At 43.5% G+C, this 16,994-nt stretch carries 20 protein-coding genes; 15 read left to right on the forward strand and 5 right to left on the reverse strand.

The window, feature by feature from the left end:
• From ACIFSR_RS08475 to ACIFSR_RS08530, 12 genes are all read left to right on the forward strand, one after another.
• Nucleotides 1–444, forward strand: coding sequence for an NUDIX domain-containing protein (locus ACIFSR_RS08475; protein ID WP_430056653.1), 444 nt, complete (start codon nt 1–3; stop codon nt 442–444).
• A gap of 366 nt (nt 445–810) precedes the next feature.
• Nucleotides 811–1,248, forward strand: a complete 438-nt coding sequence (locus ACIFSR_RS08480; RefSeq protein WP_430056656.1) for a hypothetical protein — start codon at nt 811–813, stop codon at nt 1,246–1,248.
• Nucleotides 1,249–1,275: 27 nt separating this feature from the next.
• Nucleotides 1,276–1,449: a hypothetical protein gene (locus tag ACIFSR_RS08485; RefSeq protein WP_339205526.1), complete on the forward strand. Its 174-nt coding sequence runs from the start codon at nt 1,276–1,278 to the stop codon at nt 1,447–1,449.
• Nucleotides 1,450–1,476: 27 nt separating this feature from the next.
• On the forward strand, nt 1,477–2,154 hold the full coding sequence (locus ACIFSR_RS08490) for a hypothetical protein (protein ID WP_430056659.1): 678 nt from the start codon (nt 1,477–1,479) through the stop codon (nt 2,152–2,154).
• Nucleotides 2,151–2,807: a hypothetical protein gene (locus ACIFSR_RS08495; RefSeq protein WP_339205524.1), complete on the forward strand. Its 657-nt coding sequence runs from the start codon at nt 2,151–2,153 to the stop codon at nt 2,805–2,807. The genes ACIFSR_RS08490 and ACIFSR_RS08495 overlap by 4 nt, the downstream gene beginning before the upstream one ends.
• An 18-nt stretch (nt 2,808–2,825) precedes the next feature.
• Complete coding sequence (locus ACIFSR_RS08500; RefSeq protein ID WP_339205523.1) at nt 2,826–3,230, forward strand: GNAT family N-acetyltransferase; 405 nt, start codon at nt 2,826–2,828, stop codon at nt 3,228–3,230.
• 284 nt (nt 3,231–3,514) lie between these two features.
• Complete coding sequence (locus ACIFSR_RS08505; protein ID WP_430056662.1) at nt 3,515–5,320, forward strand: sensor histidine kinase; 1,806 nt, start codon at nt 3,515–3,517, stop codon at nt 5,318–5,320.
• Complete coding sequence (locus ACIFSR_RS08510) at nt 5,298–6,059, forward strand: response regulator transcription factor (protein ID WP_076266368.1); 762 nt, start codon at nt 5,298–5,300, stop codon at nt 6,057–6,059. Before ACIFSR_RS08505 ends, ACIFSR_RS08510 begins: the two co-directional genes overlap by 23 nt.
• 105 nt (nt 6,060–6,164) lie before the next feature.
• Nucleotides 6,165–7,481, forward strand: a complete 1,317-nt coding sequence (locus tag ACIFSR_RS08515) for an ABC transporter substrate-binding protein (RefSeq protein ID WP_430056665.1) — start codon at nt 6,165–6,167, stop codon at nt 7,479–7,481.
• Between the two features lie 79 nt (nt 7,482–7,560).
• Entirely contained in the window at nt 7,561–8,445 is an 885-nt protein-coding gene (locus ACIFSR_RS08520) for a carbohydrate ABC transporter permease (RefSeq protein WP_339205520.1), read from the forward strand.
• A 15-nt stretch (nt 8,446–8,460) separates the two neighbouring features.
• On the forward strand, nt 8,461–9,288 hold the full coding sequence (locus ACIFSR_RS08525) for a carbohydrate ABC transporter permease (protein WP_076266365.1): 828 nt from the start codon (nt 8,461–8,463) through the stop codon (nt 9,286–9,288).
• A 29-nt stretch (nt 9,289–9,317) separates the two neighbouring features.
• Complete coding sequence (locus ACIFSR_RS08530; RefSeq protein WP_430056668.1) at nt 9,318–11,558, forward strand: FAD-dependent oxidoreductase; 2,241 nt, start codon at nt 9,318–9,320, stop codon at nt 11,556–11,558.
• Nucleotides 11,559–11,644: 86 nt separating this feature from the next.
• Here ACIFSR_RS08530 and ACIFSR_RS08535 read toward each other — a convergent pair whose 3' ends face one another.
• Both ACIFSR_RS08535 and ACIFSR_RS08540 read right to left on the reverse strand, forming a co-directional pair.
• On the reverse strand, nt 11,645–11,872 hold the full coding sequence (locus tag ACIFSR_RS08535) for a hypothetical protein (protein WP_339205518.1): 228 nt from the start codon (nt 11,870–11,872) through the stop codon (nt 11,645–11,647).
• Nucleotides 11,873–11,886: 14 nt separating this feature from the next.
• Entirely contained in the window at nt 11,887–12,207 is a 321-nt protein-coding gene (locus ACIFSR_RS08540; RefSeq protein ID WP_076266362.1) for a heavy metal-binding domain-containing protein, read from the reverse strand.
• A 378-nt stretch (nt 12,208–12,585) separates the two neighbouring features.
• Between ACIFSR_RS08540 and ACIFSR_RS08545 the strand changes: the two genes are divergently transcribed.
• Nucleotides 12,586–13,026, forward strand: a complete 441-nt coding sequence (locus ACIFSR_RS08545; RefSeq protein ID WP_430056672.1) for a hypothetical protein — start codon at nt 12,586–12,588, stop codon at nt 13,024–13,026.
• Between the two features lie 77 nt (nt 13,027–13,103).
• Here the strand turns inward: ACIFSR_RS08545 and ACIFSR_RS08550 are convergent, their stop codons facing one another.
• The 3 genes from ACIFSR_RS08550 to ACIFSR_RS08560 all read right to left on the reverse strand — a co-directional run bounded on the left by ACIFSR_RS08550 (nt 13,104) and on the right by ACIFSR_RS08560 (nt 14,825).
• Nucleotides 13,104–13,676, reverse strand: coding sequence for a hypothetical protein (locus ACIFSR_RS08550; RefSeq protein WP_430056674.1), 573 nt, complete (start codon nt 13,674–13,676; stop codon nt 13,104–13,106).
• 108 nt (nt 13,677–13,784) lie between these two features.
• Entirely contained in the window at nt 13,785–14,333 is a 549-nt protein-coding gene (locus ACIFSR_RS08555; protein ID WP_430056677.1) for a hypothetical protein, read from the reverse strand.
• 33 nt (nt 14,334–14,366) lie between these two features.
• Nucleotides 14,367–14,825: a hypothetical protein gene (locus tag ACIFSR_RS08560; protein WP_430056679.1), complete on the reverse strand. Its 459-nt coding sequence runs from the start codon at nt 14,823–14,825 to the stop codon at nt 14,367–14,369.
• 380 nt (nt 14,826–15,205) lie between these two features.
• On the opposite strand from ACIFSR_RS08560, the gene serS reads away from it, so the two are divergent.
• Nucleotides 15,206–16,489, forward strand: a complete 1,284-nt coding sequence (gene serS / locus ACIFSR_RS08565) for a serine--tRNA ligase (RefSeq protein WP_430056681.1) — start codon at nt 15,206–15,208, stop codon at nt 16,487–16,489.
• Between the two features lie 137 nt (nt 16,490–16,626).
• On the forward strand, nt 16,627–16,965 hold the full coding sequence (locus ACIFSR_RS08570; RefSeq protein ID WP_339205511.1) for a hypothetical protein: 339 nt from the start codon (nt 16,627–16,629) through the stop codon (nt 16,963–16,965).
• Nucleotides 16,966–16,994 lie beyond the last annotated feature (29 nt).

Consider the following 16,994-nt stretch of genomic DNA (forward strand, 5'->3'; position numbering starts at 1 on the left):
ATGTTGAAGAGAGTGAATGAGCTACCGATGGATAAAAGAATCGCTGGCATACATAGTATTCCTTTGCTCGAGGATGGCTCTATCGTGATGGTGTGGGATCGCAACGAGCAGACGCTGACGACGGTTGGCGGAAGAATTGAACCGGGCGAGAGCATCGACGAGGCGCTAGATCGGGAGACGGTGGAGGAAGCCGGATTGCTGCTGATGCCGGAGAGAATACCTGTTGCCTGCTGGTATTGGACGGAAACAGATACGTATACCGTATTTGTTGTCGCGAAGGTTCATCGCTTCGTTCCGATGCCGGAAGGATTTGAGACCACGGGGCGCGTCACCTTTAATTTCGAAACGGCTAAACAAGTTGTGAATCGAATAGAAGGGCATGGCCAACGTATACTTATATTAAATTATGCAGAAGAAGCTGCCTCTCAGATATTCACAACATAAAGCCCAAGATCATTGCTCTAACGAACTGTACTATGCTTATTATGCAAAAAACTACGTTTGTTTCATTTTAACGAACCTGATTGACGTTATAGCATGCCATGTAAGGCGTTATGATCTATTTTTCGCAAAATAACGATTCTGGAGTTCGTTGCAATTTTAATTCCTTACGAATGGTTTAAATAAGAGTGATGAGGTTCGTAAGCGATAAAAACAAAGCAGGGTCTGTTTCAAGCGTAGGCAATCCTACTTCTGAGACAGCCCCTTTATTTGTTTATTATGATTCTCATGCAACTCTCTCTCTATCTTTTCGTCATAATAAGATACAATATAGGCAGGTGAAACTAAATGAGGAAGTTTATGTTTTTAATGAGCGTTATTTTCGCGTTAAGTTCATTTATTACGTTAGGGACTGCTCATGCGGATTGGGCGCATCGTTTCGTTGTGAACGACGGCAAGTCTTACATTATTTCAGATACTCAGGTGGAATCCGCACAGATTGGCGCTAAAATCGGTAAGGTTACTTCCTACTCAGACAAAGAAGGCACGTACTCTGGCAATTTCTCAAACGTTTATCCGAAAGGAACGGAATACTACGAAATTAAGGGTATATCGTTAAAGGAGGCCATTGCGATTAAGCAGGACGATGGTTCTTTCATTAAGGCAGCGTATGGGAGCGAATATGAAGGCAAAGCATTTCATTTAAAGACAGTGCTGTTTTATATCGGCGGTCTATTTTTGTTGCTTATCGCTTTTTTGTTTGTGAAAAATAATTGGAAGCAAAGCGAGAATGATTTTACTAAATAACTTGTTTTGAGAAAAGAGGCTGATACGATGAGCACAAAACATTATTTTGCGATATGGGTAGTTATCCTGTTTTTCGAATTGGGGTATCTGTTCGATTTAACCCATCGTGTGCATGATACTGAAGATACTCTAGTAATTATTGTTGTCATCGCCGTTACGCTTGTTGTGGGCAATACCTTCATAAGAAGTGTAAAAAAATAATGGCTCAGTCCGAATAGAGGGAATTGTATGGTAAGCAAGGTAGTATCAGTGCTGCTGGGATTTCTATTTTATCGCTCTCCTGTATTTATGTTCTCAGAGGACGAGGTCAATGAATATGAAAGATTGTATTCCGATGCTGTCCGCAATAAATCTGAAATAATGTACGCCAGCACATTTCCCAAATTCCGTTTTGTTCAGTATATTGCAATGACGAAACCAGTCATAATGCACGGGTCAAATCATAAAAATATTGAACAATTCGAGTTAAGAAAGCAGACGCTTTTTAACGGTAAATATGTAGAAGCCATATTTGGTACAAAAGATGGCATTTGGCCGTTGTTTTATGCGGTTTTTGATCGGAGTAAAGTGGTAGGCAACTTTCGAAATGCTTGTTTAAAAGTGAAGGCATCTCAGAACTATTATTTCTTCTCTATTACTAGCGAGACTAAGAATAAAGCACCTTGGACGAGCGGAATGGTGTACATTTTGCCACAGGATACGTTCAAAATGGTTAGTCATTCTGTCGTGTCTTTTGACGAGTGGATTAGTGAATCGCCGGTGCTGCCTATTACAAAAATAGAGGTAGATCCCCAAGATTTTTACTTTATAGATAAGGTTGCAAGCCATAAAGCAGAGGAATCGCTATTTATCTCATGGATTTTCTATAAACGCAGAGTTAAGCGGAATGTGAAGGTGCTTTCATGACAATTATACATATGGAAGGTGCAAGTGCAGTTGGCAAGACGACCACCTCAAGCGCGTTAGCATTAAAATACGGTGGTTATCATATTCCCGAAGTGAATACGTTGTGGAAACGCCCAGAAATCGAGTATCCTGAATGGTTTTTTGAGCGTCAGCTTGATCGCTTTAGAATAGCACAGGAGAAGAGTAAGGCGCATCGTTTCGTTGTTATTGATATCGATCTATTTCAGCCTTTCTGGTACAACTGGGCTTTTGGGTTTACTCTCTTTGGCGGACAGTCGCTTGAGTTCCTAACGGATTATTTCCGTAAGCAATTGCTTGCCCGTAAGCTTGGCTTTCCAGATAAGTATTACCTATTGAACATAAATGAGGCTGAGCTGCGTAAACGCAAAGAGGGTGATGCAACTAGGGGGCGCAGCGGGTTTGAAATGAATTTAACATTTATTGAACCGCAAAGGCACTATTTTGAAGCCTTAAATTCATTTATTCCGGGTTTGGTCAGTTTCATTGAATCCGTATCGATTGAAAATAATGTACAACAAATTGTTGAGACAATGCCCTCAAGACCCCAAGAACACACGTATTCTGTAGAGTTGTTTGATTTTATGATCAGTTGGCTTCACGAAAATAAGGCTTCTGATTTTCTAAAAGGATAAGGGAGGTTGGGTGTTAATATGGAGCTATTGTATGACCGGTTTGTAATAAGCGATGATAAATCAATGCTTAATATCGACACCATATGCAGCTTTTTAGCTAGGAGCTACTGGGCGAATAAAAGATCATTGGAAGTAATAGAAAAATCTATAAATAACTCGGTCTGCTTTGGCGTTTATGATGGGGACAAGCAGATTGGTTTTGCTCGTGTAGTGACGGACTTTGCGACTATGTATTACCTATGCGACGTTTTTGTCGATGAGGAATATAGAGGCACCGGGCTAGGGAAGAAATTAGTAGAAGTGATAACCGAGCAGTTTGAAGGAATGATGGGTCTGCTTGGTACGCTCGATGGTCATGGACTATACGAAAAGTATGGCTTTATGAAAAACACGGAACGTTTTATGAATAGAAGGCCTCGCTAACAAACGGATACTCTATAAATACAGAGTTAAGCGGAGCACGAAGGTGCTTTCATGACGATATTTTACGGTATGAGACAACACGCCATTTGAGGGAGCCCATAAGGGCTCTTTTTTTTTCACTGGGCGCAAACATCGCAAGTTAGGCCAAACCATTCGCTTCTGTCATGATGAAGGAGAGTTATTAGCTTTATTTTCAAGCTTGCTCCTACGGGCTATTCGCGTTATCTTGAGAGGTATGTCGAATCAATTTTTAAACAGATGAGAGCACTTGGGGGGCATATCGCGTGAACAAATGGATTAGAGGCTTAACTCCAGAAACGTTCAAAAACAGAATATTGATGGCTTTTTTGCTGCTAGTGCTAGCTCCATTCGTTTTATTAGTTATTTATAATTTCAGTGAAACGGAAAGAGTTCTGCAGGAGGAAGCCTCCGCCAAAAACGAGGATCAGCTTCTCGATATCGAGAAGTCTTTCCTAGATGTGCTCGGGCTTGTTATGAAGACAGGTCTGCTATTAGAACAGGATGACACCATCCGCTCGGTTATGAAAAATCCGGAGCTGAAAGATCCGCTAACGCGGAAGGAACTGGTGGAGAATAAGTTCGCAAGCATTGAGAACAGCTTCTTCCTGACTGGTGCAACGGTGTATTATACGCTGGTAGATAAACAAGGCTATGCCTATACCTCCTTTGCTCCTCGTGAGCCACTGAATTACTCCTCGATTACGAATGAAGCATGGGTAAAGATGCTTTCCTCCAATGAAGGGGAAAGCTCCATTTGGAATGCAAGCGATACCAATTATGTGAGTCCGGTTATTAAACCCAATCAAAATATGCTTAGTCTCTATCAGATGCTCCGCGATGAGAATCTCAAAGAGTACGCCTATGCCCGTATCAGCATCGATTATGAGCAATGGTTCAACAAGGTGATGAGAGATAGGCAGCGCGAAGGCATTTATTATTTATTGGATCATACAGGAAAATCAATGGTGCAGTCCGATGCCGATGAAGCGATTGATCCTGCCATTTTATCAGCGATGCTCGAAGTAAAAGAGCCATCGGCATCCGCTTCCATTGTTAGCCAAGATGAGAAGGTATTGTATACGTTCAGCCATATTGCCCAGTTAAATGGATTTATTGTGAAGAAAGTACCCTTGTCCTTGCTGTTTGAAGAAGTGGAAACGTTGAAAAAACGCTTTTTCGCCATCTTCGGGTTGATTACGCTTGTGTTTGTCATGATGACCTATTTTATTTCTTCAACGATTACTGTTCCGCTAAAAACGCTGCAGCGAAAGATGGAGATATCGGTCAAGACTAACCTCAAAGTAAAGCTGCCAGAACAAGGGCGAGGTGAAATTCTTGCACTCACGCGAAGCTTCAATACCATGATTGACGATATAAATGGCTTAATGGAACGGCTTCAATTAGAGGAACGTCAGAGGCAGATCGTCCGCTTTCAGGTTCTCTTATCTCAAATGAACCCGCATTTTCTCTTGAATACGCTTAATGTTATTAAAAGCATAGCGCTTGAGAAGGATGAGGATGACATTTATGAAATTTGTGTTTCGCTCGGAAAAATATTAGAGACGACATTGAATGTAGAGGTCGACCTTATATTGCTGAAAGATGAAATTGCGCTTATCGATTCCTATATGCGCATACAAAGCGCTCGCTTCGGTGGGCATATTACAGTCAGCTATGAGCTAAGTGACGAGCTAAACTTTGCACTGGTTCCGAAATTCTGTCTTCAGCCTTTGGTAGAAAACGCCATTATACATGGGTTTGGAGGGAGACGGAGTGACGGCCGAATTGAAATCAAAGCAGAGGCGAGACATGATCTTTTGTATCTTGAAGTGGCGGACAATGGAGTAGGGGTAGAACGTGCCAAAGAGAAGAAGGTGTTCCGTAAGCGGAAAAGCATCGGTATTCAAAATATTCGAGAAAGCTTGGAGCTTCTTTTCAAAAATCAGAGTACAGGCTTGTCCCTTGCCTCATCAGAAGAGGGAACAAAGGTAATGATGCATCTCCCTCTATTATTATCGAAACCCTATTTAAAGGAGGCTGACAGCGATGTGGACCGTATTGATCGTTGATGATGAACAGCATGCAAGAGCGAGTCTCAGCAAGCTGATGAGCAAAGCTAATCTTCCTTTTGAAATTATAGCGACTGCTAATGACGGCGAGGAAGCGTTGCAGGCGATTCGAGAATTACAGCCGGACGTGGTCATTTCGGATATTGATATGCCCATGATGGATGGAGTAGAGCTGCTGAAATCTGTCAGGAAAGAAGGGCTTGATTGCCGATTCGTTATGCTTACCTGTATGAATGAGTTCGAGTATGCAAGGCAGTCGCTGGAGTTCGGAGCGTCCAGCTATTTACTTAAGCTTTCAATGGATGTGAGCGGGTTGAAGCAGGCACTTGAGAAGGTAACCCTTGAACTAGAACAGCGAGAGCAATTAAGAAAAGCAGCCAAGTGGTTTCCGAAGAAGAATACATCTGAACCTACGGATCATCCAGAGATGAATAAAATTATTCGCCATATTGAGGAGCATTACGCTGAGGAAATCACATTAAAACGTGCAGCTGAGCTCATCTCTATGGATGCAAGCTATGTGAGTGATTTGTTTAAGAAAAAAACGAGCCAAACCTTTATTCACTATGTACAGAACCGCCGAATCGAGGCAGCAAAGATGCTGCTTGAGGAAACAAGCCAATCGATAGGTGAGATTGCAAGGCAAGTAGGATTCGAGAATGACAACTATTTTATTAAAATATTTAAACGATGGTGTGGCATGACGCCAAGTGAATATCGCAAAGAGCAAAATAAATGATCCAAAGAATGTATCATGAATCGCCAAATATCGTTCCTTACCCCGCGAAATGCCCGGTGATAAGATTTAACTAAGCAATTAATCAAGTTTGTAGGGGGCAAAGAAATGAAAAGAAACAGAATGTTGATCAGTGCTCTTTCTCTTATTCTTGTCGTGGTTCTGATCGCTGGATGCGGTGGGAACAACAAAAATAATGTTTCGGGGACACCAACAAACAACGGCGCCACAACAACCAAAAAGATTAAGCTTACGCTATGGGGCGGCGTACCTCCTGAAGCGGGACCTCAAGCGGTTGTTGACGCATGGAATGCCGAGAATCCAAATGTACAAGTGGAATATGTTCGGTTCGTTAATGATGATGCGGGCAACTTAAAGCTGGATACTGCTTTGCTTGCTGGGCAAGATGCAGATATTTATATAAACTACACCCTCTCTCGCCTTCAAAAGAGAATAGATGCAGGTGTAGCCGTAGATATGAGCGCAAAGACGGATTACAACATTGATGAGCAAATGGGTCCTGAAGCTAAGCAATGGATGATTAATGACAAGTATTACGGCATGCCTACAAAGAAAAACATGGCGTTCATCTGGTTGAACAAAGATATGCTTGATGCGGCAGGTCTGCCTATTCCTCCGCTAGATTGGACGTGGTCCGATTTACAGGAATATGCACTAAAATTGAAACAACCTAATATATGGGGCTTGCTCCAGCATGATGCTGCATTTACTACGCAATTCGATGGCACGATCGGTGGAGACGGGTATGTGAAAGCAGACGGCACATCGAACTTCGATAATGCTTATTGGAAACAGGGTTTTGAAATTTTGCACAACATGATGTTCAAGGATAAATCAACTCCGGAATATGGCGAGCAGCTGACCAGCAAGATGCCGGTGGATACGATGTTCCTAAAAGGCGAGACAGCGATGCTGACAGCTGGTGAATTTATATTCCGTAATGCGAACAATCTAGTCGATTTCCCGCATGATTTCAAAATTGCTTTTGCACCAATTCCGCGTATCTCCAAGGATCAAACCAACTTCAAATATCCAGGCGGATTGGGCGACGTGATTTCGGTTAACGCGAAATCCAAAAATCAAGAAGCGGCTTGGGAATTTGTGAAATGGTACGCTGATGGCGGAATGCTGCCAATGGCTCCGGGCGGACGCATTCCGTCATCCAAAAGTGTAGACAGCACGGAAGCGATCGATTTGCTCCTAAAAGGGTATGAAGAAAATTATGATCGGGATTCTCTAAACAAAGTGGTATTCGGCAAATTCGATTCATTCCAGCTTAACGTGCCTCAGCAAGTGATCGATGCGCGCAAAGAAGAATATGAGAAGTATTTCCTCAATAAGCAAGATATCGACACGACGTTGAAAAATATGGCAGAGCGGCACAACGAATTCATCAAGAAATAAGCTGCGTAAAGAAAGTAAGAAGGAGCAGCCTTGTCCTTCTTACTTTTTTTTACGGGTGAACGAAGAAAGGCGGGTTGTTATGAGTAAAACGAGCTGGATGCGCAAGCAAAGCTGGTTGGGTTATGTGTTTATTCTTCCGAATATGTTGGGCGTACTATTGTTTTTTGTCGTACCTGCGTTATTTTCCTTTGGACTGATTTTTACCGATTATCAATTTTCGAATCCAAATGTCTCGTTCACGGGAATGGACAATATAAAGCGAATGTTCCAGGATGATCAGTTTTATAATGCGATTAAGAATACGGCGATATTCCTTCTTTCTGTTCCAGTATCGCTTGGACTATCCTTTGTCGTCGCTCTCGTTCTGAATAAGAATGTATATCTGAAAGGGCTGCTGCGGGGGATGTTTTTTCTTCCCTATATTTCTAGTGGTGTAGCTGTTGCATTCGTTTGGATGCTCTTGTTTCAACCCTCTCAAGGGCCCATCAATGAAATACTTCGATGGATTGGCATTGTATCGCCGCCAGGCTGGTTCGCTGATACCGAGACTGCAATGTATGCGATTGACATCATACAGATATGGTTCTTGTTAGGCTACAACATGATTATTTACCTTGCTGCGCTTCAAGAAGTATCGCCTGAGCTGCTGGAAGCAGCGAAGATAGACGGGGCGAAGAGCCGGACTGTCACGTGGCGAATTGTATGGCCGCTTGTTAGTCCGACTACCTTTATGCTGCTCATTACGGGCTTAATCATGACGATGAAATCCTTCTCCATCATTCAAGCGATTACACAGGGCGGTCCGAGCGGAAGCACGACGATCTTGTCGCTATACATTTACAAAACAGCCTTCAGCTATTATGAAATGGGTTATGCTTCAGCAATATCATGGTTCTTATTCGCTATTATTATGGGGATAACCGTTATTCAATGGATTAGCCAGAAGCGCTGGGTCCACTATTAGAAAGGGGAGTTTTCAATGAACAATCTAGTCAGCTCTGTCAAAACCAAGATGCCGTTAACTGTACTCATGCTCATTTGCGGCGTGTTCATGATACTTCCGTTTCTATGGATGGTCAGCACGTCCCTGCAGAGTCCAAGCGAAGTATTTACAAGATGGCTGCCCTCTAAGCTTGATTGGAGAAGCCATGAACGAATTTGGACAGGTGACTATAACTTCATCACGTATTATTTGAATTCACTTAAAATCTCCATTATTAGCACAGTCGGCGCAGTGTTTCTGTCTGCTTTCGCTGCTTATGGTTTTGCGAGAATCGAGTTTAGAGGCAGGAATGCCATGTTTCTCGTCTACTTATCCATGATGATGATACCGCCACAGGTTATTTTTGTTCCGAAGTTCATCATGTTTAACTGGATGCATATATACAATACGCATTGGGCGCTTATATTGCCGGGCTTGTTCTCGATTTTTGGCGTGTTTATGCTAAGGCAATTTTTTATGAGCATTCCGAAGGAAATTACGGAATCTGCTTTTATAGACGGTGCCGGCCATTTTCGCATTTTCTTTAAGCTTGTTCTGCCTTTAGCGAAGCCGGCACTAGCTACCTTTACGATTATCGACTTCTCATGGCACTGGAATGACTTTGAGAACGCGCTCGTATTTTTATCCAGCCCCAATTTATATACGATTCCGCTCGGATTGCAAAATTTTATTTTGGAAAATAACGTCGATTACAACGGCATGATGGCTGCGGCAACCGCTGCGATTGTCCCTATGATCCTAATTTTTATCATCGGTCAAAAATATATTATCCAGGGCATATCCGGCTCTGCCGTTAAGGGCTGATCACTCACAAAGAAAAGGAGCGTTATGATATGAGATCTGAAATTATAAAGACAGAAGTAACCGTCATTGGTGGCGGGCTCGCCGGCGTTTGCGCTGCCATTGCTGCGGCAAGACTGGGACAGAGAGTATCCTTGGTACAGAACCGACCTGTCTTGGGCGGCAACTCCAGCAGCGAGGTGCGCGTTTGGGTATGCGGCGCTACAGGGCATGGCGTGAATCGTTATGCGAGAGAAACGGGTATTATGGGTGAATTGTTTGTAGAAAATCAGTATCGCAATCCTGACGGCAATCCTTATCTTTGGGATCTGATCGTATTAGAGGCCGTTAAAGCGGAGAAAAACATCGAGCTATTCCTCAACACGGATGTACATGAGGTTGAGGCAACAGGCTCAGAGGTGGATCGTCAGATCCATTCCGTGACAGGCTGGATGATGGGATCTGAACGCAAAATTCGCTTCGAGAGCAAAATGTTTTTAGATTGCACCGGAGACGGTCTGGTCGGTTTTCTAGCAGGAGCAAAGTTTCGAATTGGACGGGAAGCGCATCATGAATTTAAGGAGGATTGGGCTCCTGAGGTTGCGGATGACATCACGCTCGGAAGCACGATTTTATTTTATACAAAGGATGCAGGCCAGCCAGTCAAATATATCCCGCCAAGCTTTGCCAAGGATATTTCCCAAACCTCCATACCTGTACGCCGGGTAATGCGAAGCGGAGATTCGGGCTGCCACTACTGGTGGATTGAATGGGGCGGAGAGCTGGATACCGTTCATGAGAACGAGAGAATACGGGATGAGCTGTGGTCTGTTATTTATGGAATCTGGGATTATATTAAAAACTCAGGAAATTTTGAAGCGGATAATATGACTCTGGAATGGGTAGGATCTCTTCCAGGCAAACGGGAATACAGGAGATTTGTTGGCGACTATATCCTCAATCAGAATGATATCGTGGCGCAGGAGCAATTTGAGGATCGAGTAGCGTTCGGCGGCTGGTCCATCGATTTGCATCCGCCAAAGGGAATGTATGCGGAAGAGAGTGGCTCCAAACACTTCCATGCAGATGGTACGTACCATATTCCGTTCCGTTCGCTGTATTCCAGCAACGTTAATAATTTATTGTTCGCCGGCAGAAATGTTAGTGCGACACATGTTGCTTTTGGCACGACTAGAGTGATGGCTACCTGTGCGGTAATGGGAGAAGCGGCTGGGACGGGAGCTGCCCTCTCTGCTATGAAGGGAATTACACCAAGAGAGCTAAGTCAGTCTCATCTTGCAGAGCTGCAGCAAACACTCATTAGACAAGATGCTTCCATTATTGGTATTCGTAATGAGGATGCCGGCGATTTGGGGAGAAGCGCCAAAGCAGCTGCTTCGAGTACGATGAGAAACGTGCATATAGATGATGCGTCTAAGGTTTATTCTTTACTGAATCCGGTCGGAATAACGTTCCCGGTCACTTCGGAGCTAAATAAGCTGTCTTTGCTTGTTGATGCTTTGGCGAATACAGAAATGACGATTGAAATTCATTCTACCGGAAAAAAAGAAAACTATATTCCAATGGGACTTATCTCCAAGCATACCGTGAAAGTAACGCAGGGAACGAAGCAGTGGGTTGATTTTGCGCTTGATTATAAGGCGGAGGAAGCGATCAGTTTATTCCTTGTGATTCAGTCGAACCCGGAGCTGCAATTGTATACGTCTGAAACGCCGCTTTACGGTGTGTTGTGCTTCGAGAATAAGATCGATTCATCCGCTGATTTCTCCAGTTTCTTGGATACGCAGCAGACCATGGCTTGGCAAATGAAAGGACTGCACAGAACACCTTTCTGCTTCAAGGCATTCCCTGAGACTACAGCATACGAAGCGGTATCTGCTATTGATGGCTACACAAGACCTTATGGCGGTCCTCATACATGGGTTTCTAATCGAATGGAGAGCAATAAGCCAGAGTGGCTTTCTCTTGAGTGGGATTCCTCTGTTTTCATATCCAATATTCATATTACCTTCAATGATGATGTGAATGAGGATCTAATCAACCTGCACCATCATAGAACGCCATTTGAAGTTATTCCTGAGCTGGTGAAGGATTATCGAATTGAGGCTTTTGTCGATGAGCAGTGGAAGGTATTGCTGCGTGAGACGGAAAATAGAAAACGTAAACGGACGCATCAGTTGGAGCCTATCCGCACCAATAAGATCCGCGTTGTAATTGAAGCTACAAATGGATGCCCTTATGCAGAAGTTGTTGAAATACGGGCTTATGAGTAGTCGTGCTGTGGTGCGCTTAGCAGGACTTTAATTGAATTTTTAAAAAATAAGCTAATTCATGGCAGCTTTAGCCACCGTGAATTAGCTTATTTTTTATTTTTATCCGTTCTTTCATAAAATCTTTCTCCAGTACTAGGGTTAAACCATACTTGCTGCTGAACGCCCGTTGTCGGATCAATAAATATTTCATTCGTTTTCTGGAAACCAGCTGGAGGCTGAAGCGTGCGTTGTTTTAGCCGCCTACGGCGATATATAAACGTACTAATAATAGCGATAATAATAACCAACAATTGAAGGGCGAAGTAAATGCTCATGAAATAGGGCATCGCTAATTTTTCTCAGCCACAACTGCAGTACCATAAGCGACGATCTCAGACATCGTTTGTCCGATTTCACCAGAGTCAAATCGCATCATCACGATTGCATTTGCTCCCATGGCATGTGCATTTTGAATCATACGGTCTATAGCGACCTTACGGGCATCTTCAATCATTTCTGTATATTCTTTAATTTCTCCACCGAATATGCTTCGCACAGAGGCTGTAATATTTCCTCCAAGGCCGCGGCTTCTTACTACTACACCAAACGTGTGGCCTAATACTTTATCAATATGATAGCCAGGAATATTTTCTGTAGTGACAACTAACATTTTGGTTCCTCCCATTCTAATTATGTACTGAACATAACATGCTTATCTTAACAAAAATTATTACATCCTTCTTGCGATATAGAAGTCATATCAACTAAAATCATAGTATCACTCATTCCAATAATATCCAATGGAAATATATATAAAATGAGGAGGCTAGTACTATGATTTATGTTGTTAGGCATGGGCAAACCGATTTGAATAAAGAAGAAGGGGAATGCCTGAAAACGGAAATATTTTAAAATTCTCATCGGATAATGGCGATTATAAAGTGTGTTAGTTCCATTTGCACGATTAGAAAAGAGAATCATTACCGTTAACGATTTTATGTAACTTATTTCCTTATTTACACGTCATAGCAGTCAAAGGGGCGATGTTATGAGGAAAATGATTATGATCGTTTGTATGATTTGTTTAGCCGTTACAGGCTGTGCTTATGGCGGCGGTTCGAGCGAAAGAAACGAAGAAACGATAACATTGGATCAAATAAAGAGTGTATTTGAAAGACATGGCATCCCGTTAACCGCAAAAACCGATATAAACCCGGGTGCTGTATTTTCTAGAGCCTATAACGATATAAAGCCGGAGCAATTCAACTATAATACGAGTCAAAGTATTAGTATTTATATTTATTCATCAAGCAAAGAGGCTGAAAAAGGCTTAGAGGATTTTGCTAATAGCTGGGCAGCGGCGGATTTGGCGTCTTATCGTTCCCACCATGTAGCCAATGTATTGTTTTTTTACGGAGCGGAAACGACATTGGGAGAGGAACACATCACGATGGCGATCGAGGAGTTAAAAGCTCTGACGAAGAAATAGGTTAGAATGCATATAAAACAGCCCACCATAGGATAAGAAGGTGGACTGTTTTTTTTGTGCATTCCGTTCATTTTCATTTATTTCGTCGTACTATCAACCTCTAGATTAACGGCAATAATGCCGTATGCTTGAGGCTCCTCGGCCGATGCGCCAAACCAAAGCTCACCATCGCCGACCATTACGCCTAGATCGCGAACGAACAAATCCTCCACCTTTTGAGCGGCTAGCGCATCCTTCACGGGTTTGGTCATAATGGCATCATATTTCTCTATAAACTCTGCTTTGGATGTAATCTCCATCGATGTTTTTCCGTTTACTCGAAGCGGCAGCAGCACTAGGTCTGCAACGGCCTCTTTATCACCTGCGGCAACAGCTGTCTTAACCGCTTCAAACATTTTGATAAAAGCTTTAGGATCCGTAATGACAGCAGCGGCGAAGGGGTTATCCTTCTCTGAAGCAGCATTTGTTTCTTCGGTTTGATTAGCGGGAGCGATTGCAGCGGAATCTGGATTAGGCTGAGCACCCATTTCACTCGTTCCTGTTTGACTGCAGCCAGCTAATAAAGTCATCGTTATGCCAAAAGCGGCGAAAGCCGCAAAACCTTTCCGCCTTTTATTCTTACGCGGTATTGTTGTCATCTCATTCAGCATGAGAAGCCTCCTTCATGAAGGGCTTGTATAATCCGGCCCATCAGTTATGTCTCCATGTTATTTTAAACGAGTTGTCCTAATCTCAATCATAAATCCCCCAAATATGCATCAGCGTCGTCCTAGTTTCCCTTTGCGTTTCAATAGAAGGAATACGGTGACGATAACAGCGGCAGCAACGATGGGAATAATAATAAAATAAACCATGTTAGTCATCTTTTTATATTCATCTATCGCTTCAAGATCGTAACTTGCAAGCGATATTGCTTTTGTTCCGCCGCACCAAGTATCAGTCGCTATTTCGCCTGCTTCATACTTGTATAAGTAATTGTTCTTTGTTGTTTGATAAGCATAGACAAGATAAACTGTTCCTTCAGTAAATTCGCTGCCAGCCGTCGTGACAATGGTTACTTTATCGCTGGAGGTGCCTTTTAATGTTGATTTCACCTCAAAGGTTGTCCTGCTTTTGGGATTCATACCGGCTGATTCCTCATAGGAGGTTTCCATAGCTTTAGCGATATATACAAAATCATGTTTTTTAAACAATTGCTTGGGTGCATCGCTCTCGGCACATGACCATGCGAAGCTTTTGGACGGTGCTATCGTTAGAGATAGGGATATGAATACGATTATAAGGAGAAGAGAACGGATTATTTTCATTACGCTATGCCTCATTTCTTTCTAATCCATCCGTTATTTTAAAATAGTACCCAGCGTTTCTGCATCCTCTTTCGACGTTTTTTTATAAGAATGAATGCCGCTTATATAAATCTCAGCAATGTCGTTCGTAAACCAAACCTCATATAGTACCGCTTTTGCTTCTGACCCATCGGTAGGTTGGAAATGAACTTTATAATCGGCTGGTCTTGTCATTAGGAATTTAACTTCTTCCCATTCGCCTTTGTTTAAAATGTTCCTCACAGTAGAAACAGACTTCTCATCGTTTATTTCCTTATGATCTTCGTATTGGTTTTCCATGCCAACTCTTTTGGCAATGATTAATTTATCGCTTGATTTCGACAACGATTCCGTCAGGTGATCTTTGTTCACCTGCTCTGTATGAGTGGTTAAGCTGTTGTTCGCTCCGGAGCTTTCGCAGCTTGCCAGCCCAAACATGATAAGTAAGAATGTAAGTAGAAGACCATATCTCAACAAATGCACCTCCCCTTCATATAACCTACTGACTGTTAATAAGTGGATAAAGTTGCATATGAGTCACACTAAAAAGCCGAATTGGAATTATATTTCCACAATGACACTTGTGTTGGCCGTATATAATGTGTTATATTACTACAAAATTAATTATCGGATCACGCCAGTGAAGAGAATCCAACTCGGAGGCGTTCTCGTCAAGGGAAAGGCAGCACCTTCCCCCTAAGTTTACCGGGCCCGCCCGTTATCGCGGAACAAAGAGGATTAGACAGTGCGTCTGTTTAATCAATTTGGGTGGCACCGCGAGTAAAAACGCTCCTCGTCCCATTGGGATGGAGGGCGTTTTTTGTGTTTTTCTAATGAAAAGGAGCGCGGTTAGCATGTTGGACATGAAATGGGTTAGGCAAAATCGAGAGCTGGTACAGACGGTTGCGAATCAGAAGGGGATTCAAATTTCTATTGCAGAGCTGATGCTCTGGGACGAGAAGAAACGTCAGCTAATGCAGGAATCGGAAGCTTTACGGGAAATTCGCAACAAGCTCTCGAATCTTATCGGCACACTAGTGAGGCAGAATGCTCAAGCTGAAGTGGAAGAAACGAAGCATAAGGTGAAGGAAACAAATGAGAAGCTGGGCACAGTGGAAGCAGAGCTTGCGACAGTAGAGCAGCATGCAGCTGAGCTCATGGCGTTGGTACCTAATATCGTATCGCCAGACACGCCAGATGGACGATCGGACGCGGACAATATAGAGCAAAAGCGTGTTGGCGAAGCCCCGAATTTTCCTTTTGAACCAAAGGATCATATGGCGCTGGGTGATCTGCATCATATGATTGATGTGCAGCGAGGTGTGAAGGCAGCAGGCAGCCGCAATTATTACTTGAAGGGGGCAGGCGTTTTGCTCCATCGTGCCGTGCAGCAGCTGGCTGTCGATTTGCTGCTGAGAAAAGGCTTCACACTGCTGGAAGTACCATTAATGGTCCGCACCGAAGCGATGAAGCATACTGGCTTTTTCCCGCTTGGTGAGGATCAGACCTACCGGATTGCAGGCGAGGATAAATGGCTGGTAGGCACCTCGGAGGTGCCTATGGTTACCTATTACGCGGACGAAATTATAGAGGTAGGAGAGCCAATCAAGCTGGCTGCTGCATCGGCATGCTTCCGCAGCGAGGTCGGTTCGGCTGGCAGAGATGTTCATGGTCTATACCGTGTACATCAGTTTGCCAAGGTCGAGCAGGTTATTTTGTGCGAGGCTGATCCGGCGCTGTCGGAGTCGCTGCTGCAGGAAATAACGGCTAATGCCGAGGAACTGCTTCAATGCCTTGAACTGCCCTATAGAGTCATGGCGGTATGTACTGGCGATATGTCGCAAAAAACGTATAAGCAATACGATATTGAGACATGGATGCCAAGCAGGCAGGCCTACGGGGAGACGCATTCGTCGTCGAACCTGCATGATTTTCAAGCACGCCGCTCGAATATACGGTACCGTGCAGAGGATGGCTCGTTAAAATATTGCCATACGCTCAACAACACAGCAGTGGCTAGCCCGCGTATTCTCATTCCACTGCTCGAAAATCATCAGCTGGCAGACGGCTCGATCCGAATTCCAGCAGCGCTGCAGCCTTATATGAGAGGGCTGGAGCAAATAGCAATTAATGAATAAATTGAAAATGCGGTAAGGAGATGCTCAGCAGCATTTCCTTATCGCATTTTTTTGTTCTATTTACTTTGAAAATGAAAAAAGGTTACTCGATTAGGGACAAAGCTAATAATTTGTTATGTGAGTGATGTATTTGTTATATGGAAACGCTTACCTTGGAGCTATACTTCAACTATCCGGTTGTAGTACATGAAGTGAAGAGCGGGATTTATTTACTAGGGGGGAAAAGCATTGAAGAAGAGAGGGGTGCGCTTTGGATGCCCCGGTTGAAGGGGCGTGGGATATGGTCATTGAGGAAGCCAACGCATCAAGGTGCGGAGTGGATGGCTGAAGAATATGGAACTAGGGGAGTTTGGCGTCTATCGCACGGCAGACATGGCTTCCCGAGTGGTTTGGACGGAGACCGTACGCTTGGATGCAGAGCGACCAAGCATGCCTTAGGCCTACTGGGAATTCGGTGCCACCTTTGGTTTATATAATCGCACAACAAAAGAATGGAACAAAGAGC

Origin of the sequence: Paenibacillus sp. NRS-1760 (genome assembly GCF_050467785.1) — a bacterium.
In the GTDB taxonomy this organism is placed as follows: domain Bacteria; phylum Bacillota; class Bacilli; order Paenibacillales; family Paenibacillaceae; genus Pristimantibacillus.

What these genes read in the sequence shown, in the direction of transcription:
- ACIFSR_RS08500 (WP_339205523.1), top strand. Translation starts at nt 2,826, where the DNA reads ATGGAGCTATTGTATGACCGGTTTGTAATAAGCGATGATAAATCAATG.
- ACIFSR_RS08485 (WP_339205526.1), top strand. Translation starts at nt 1,276, where the DNA reads ATGAGCACAAAACATTATTTTGCGATATGGGTAGTTATCCTGTTTTTC.
- ACIFSR_RS08525 (WP_076266365.1), top strand. Translation starts at nt 8,461, where the DNA reads ATGAACAATCTAGTCAGCTCTGTCAAAACCAAGATGCCGTTAACTGTA.
- ACIFSR_RS08545 (WP_430056672.1), top strand. Translation starts at nt 12,586, where the DNA reads ATGAGGAAAATGATTATGATCGTTTGTATGATTTGTTTAGCCGTTACA.
- ACIFSR_RS08480 (WP_430056656.1), top strand. Translation starts at nt 811, where the DNA reads ATGAGCGTTATTTTCGCGTTAAGTTCATTTATTACGTTAGGGACTGCT.
- serS (WP_430056681.1), top strand. Translation starts at nt 15,206, where the DNA reads ATGTTGGACATGAAATGGGTTAGGCAAAATCGAGAGCTGGTACAGACG.
- ACIFSR_RS08515 (WP_430056665.1), top strand. Translation starts at nt 6,165, where the DNA reads ATGAAAAGAAACAGAATGTTGATCAGTGCTCTTTCTCTTATTCTTGTC.
- ACIFSR_RS08555 (WP_430056677.1), bottom strand. Translation starts at nt 14,333, where the DNA reads ATGAAAATAATCCGTTCTCTTCTCCTTATAATCGTATTCATATCCCTA.
- ACIFSR_RS08535 (WP_339205518.1), bottom strand. Translation starts at nt 11,872, where the DNA reads ATGAGCATTTACTTCGCCCTTCAATTGTTGGTTATTATTATCGCTATT.
- ACIFSR_RS08520 (WP_339205520.1), top strand. Translation starts at nt 7,561, where the DNA reads ATGAGTAAAACGAGCTGGATGCGCAAGCAAAGCTGGTTGGGTTATGTG.
- ACIFSR_RS08540 (WP_076266362.1), bottom strand. Translation starts at nt 12,207, where the DNA reads ATGTTAGTTGTCACTACAGAAAATATTCCTGGCTATCATATTGATAAA.
- ACIFSR_RS08570 (WP_339205511.1), top strand. Translation starts at nt 16,627, where the DNA reads ATGGAAACGCTTACCTTGGAGCTATACTTCAACTATCCGGTTGTAGTA.
- ACIFSR_RS08510 (WP_076266368.1), top strand. Translation starts at nt 5,298, where the DNA reads ATGTGGACCGTATTGATCGTTGATGATGAACAGCATGCAAGAGCGAGT.
- ACIFSR_RS08495 (WP_339205524.1), top strand. Translation starts at nt 2,151, where the DNA reads ATGACAATTATACATATGGAAGGTGCAAGTGCAGTTGGCAAGACGACC.
- ACIFSR_RS08550 (WP_430056674.1), bottom strand. Translation starts at nt 13,676, where the DNA reads ATGCTGAATGAGATGACAACAATACCGCGTAAGAATAAAAGGCGGAAA.
- ACIFSR_RS08475 (WP_430056653.1), top strand. Translation starts at nt 1, where the DNA reads ATGTTGAAGAGAGTGAATGAGCTACCGATGGATAAAAGAATCGCTGGC.
- ACIFSR_RS08530 (WP_430056668.1), top strand. Translation starts at nt 9,318, where the DNA reads ATGAGATCTGAAATTATAAAGACAGAAGTAACCGTCATTGGTGGCGGG.
- ACIFSR_RS08490 (WP_430056659.1), top strand. Translation starts at nt 1,477, where the DNA reads ATGGTAAGCAAGGTAGTATCAGTGCTGCTGGGATTTCTATTTTATCGC.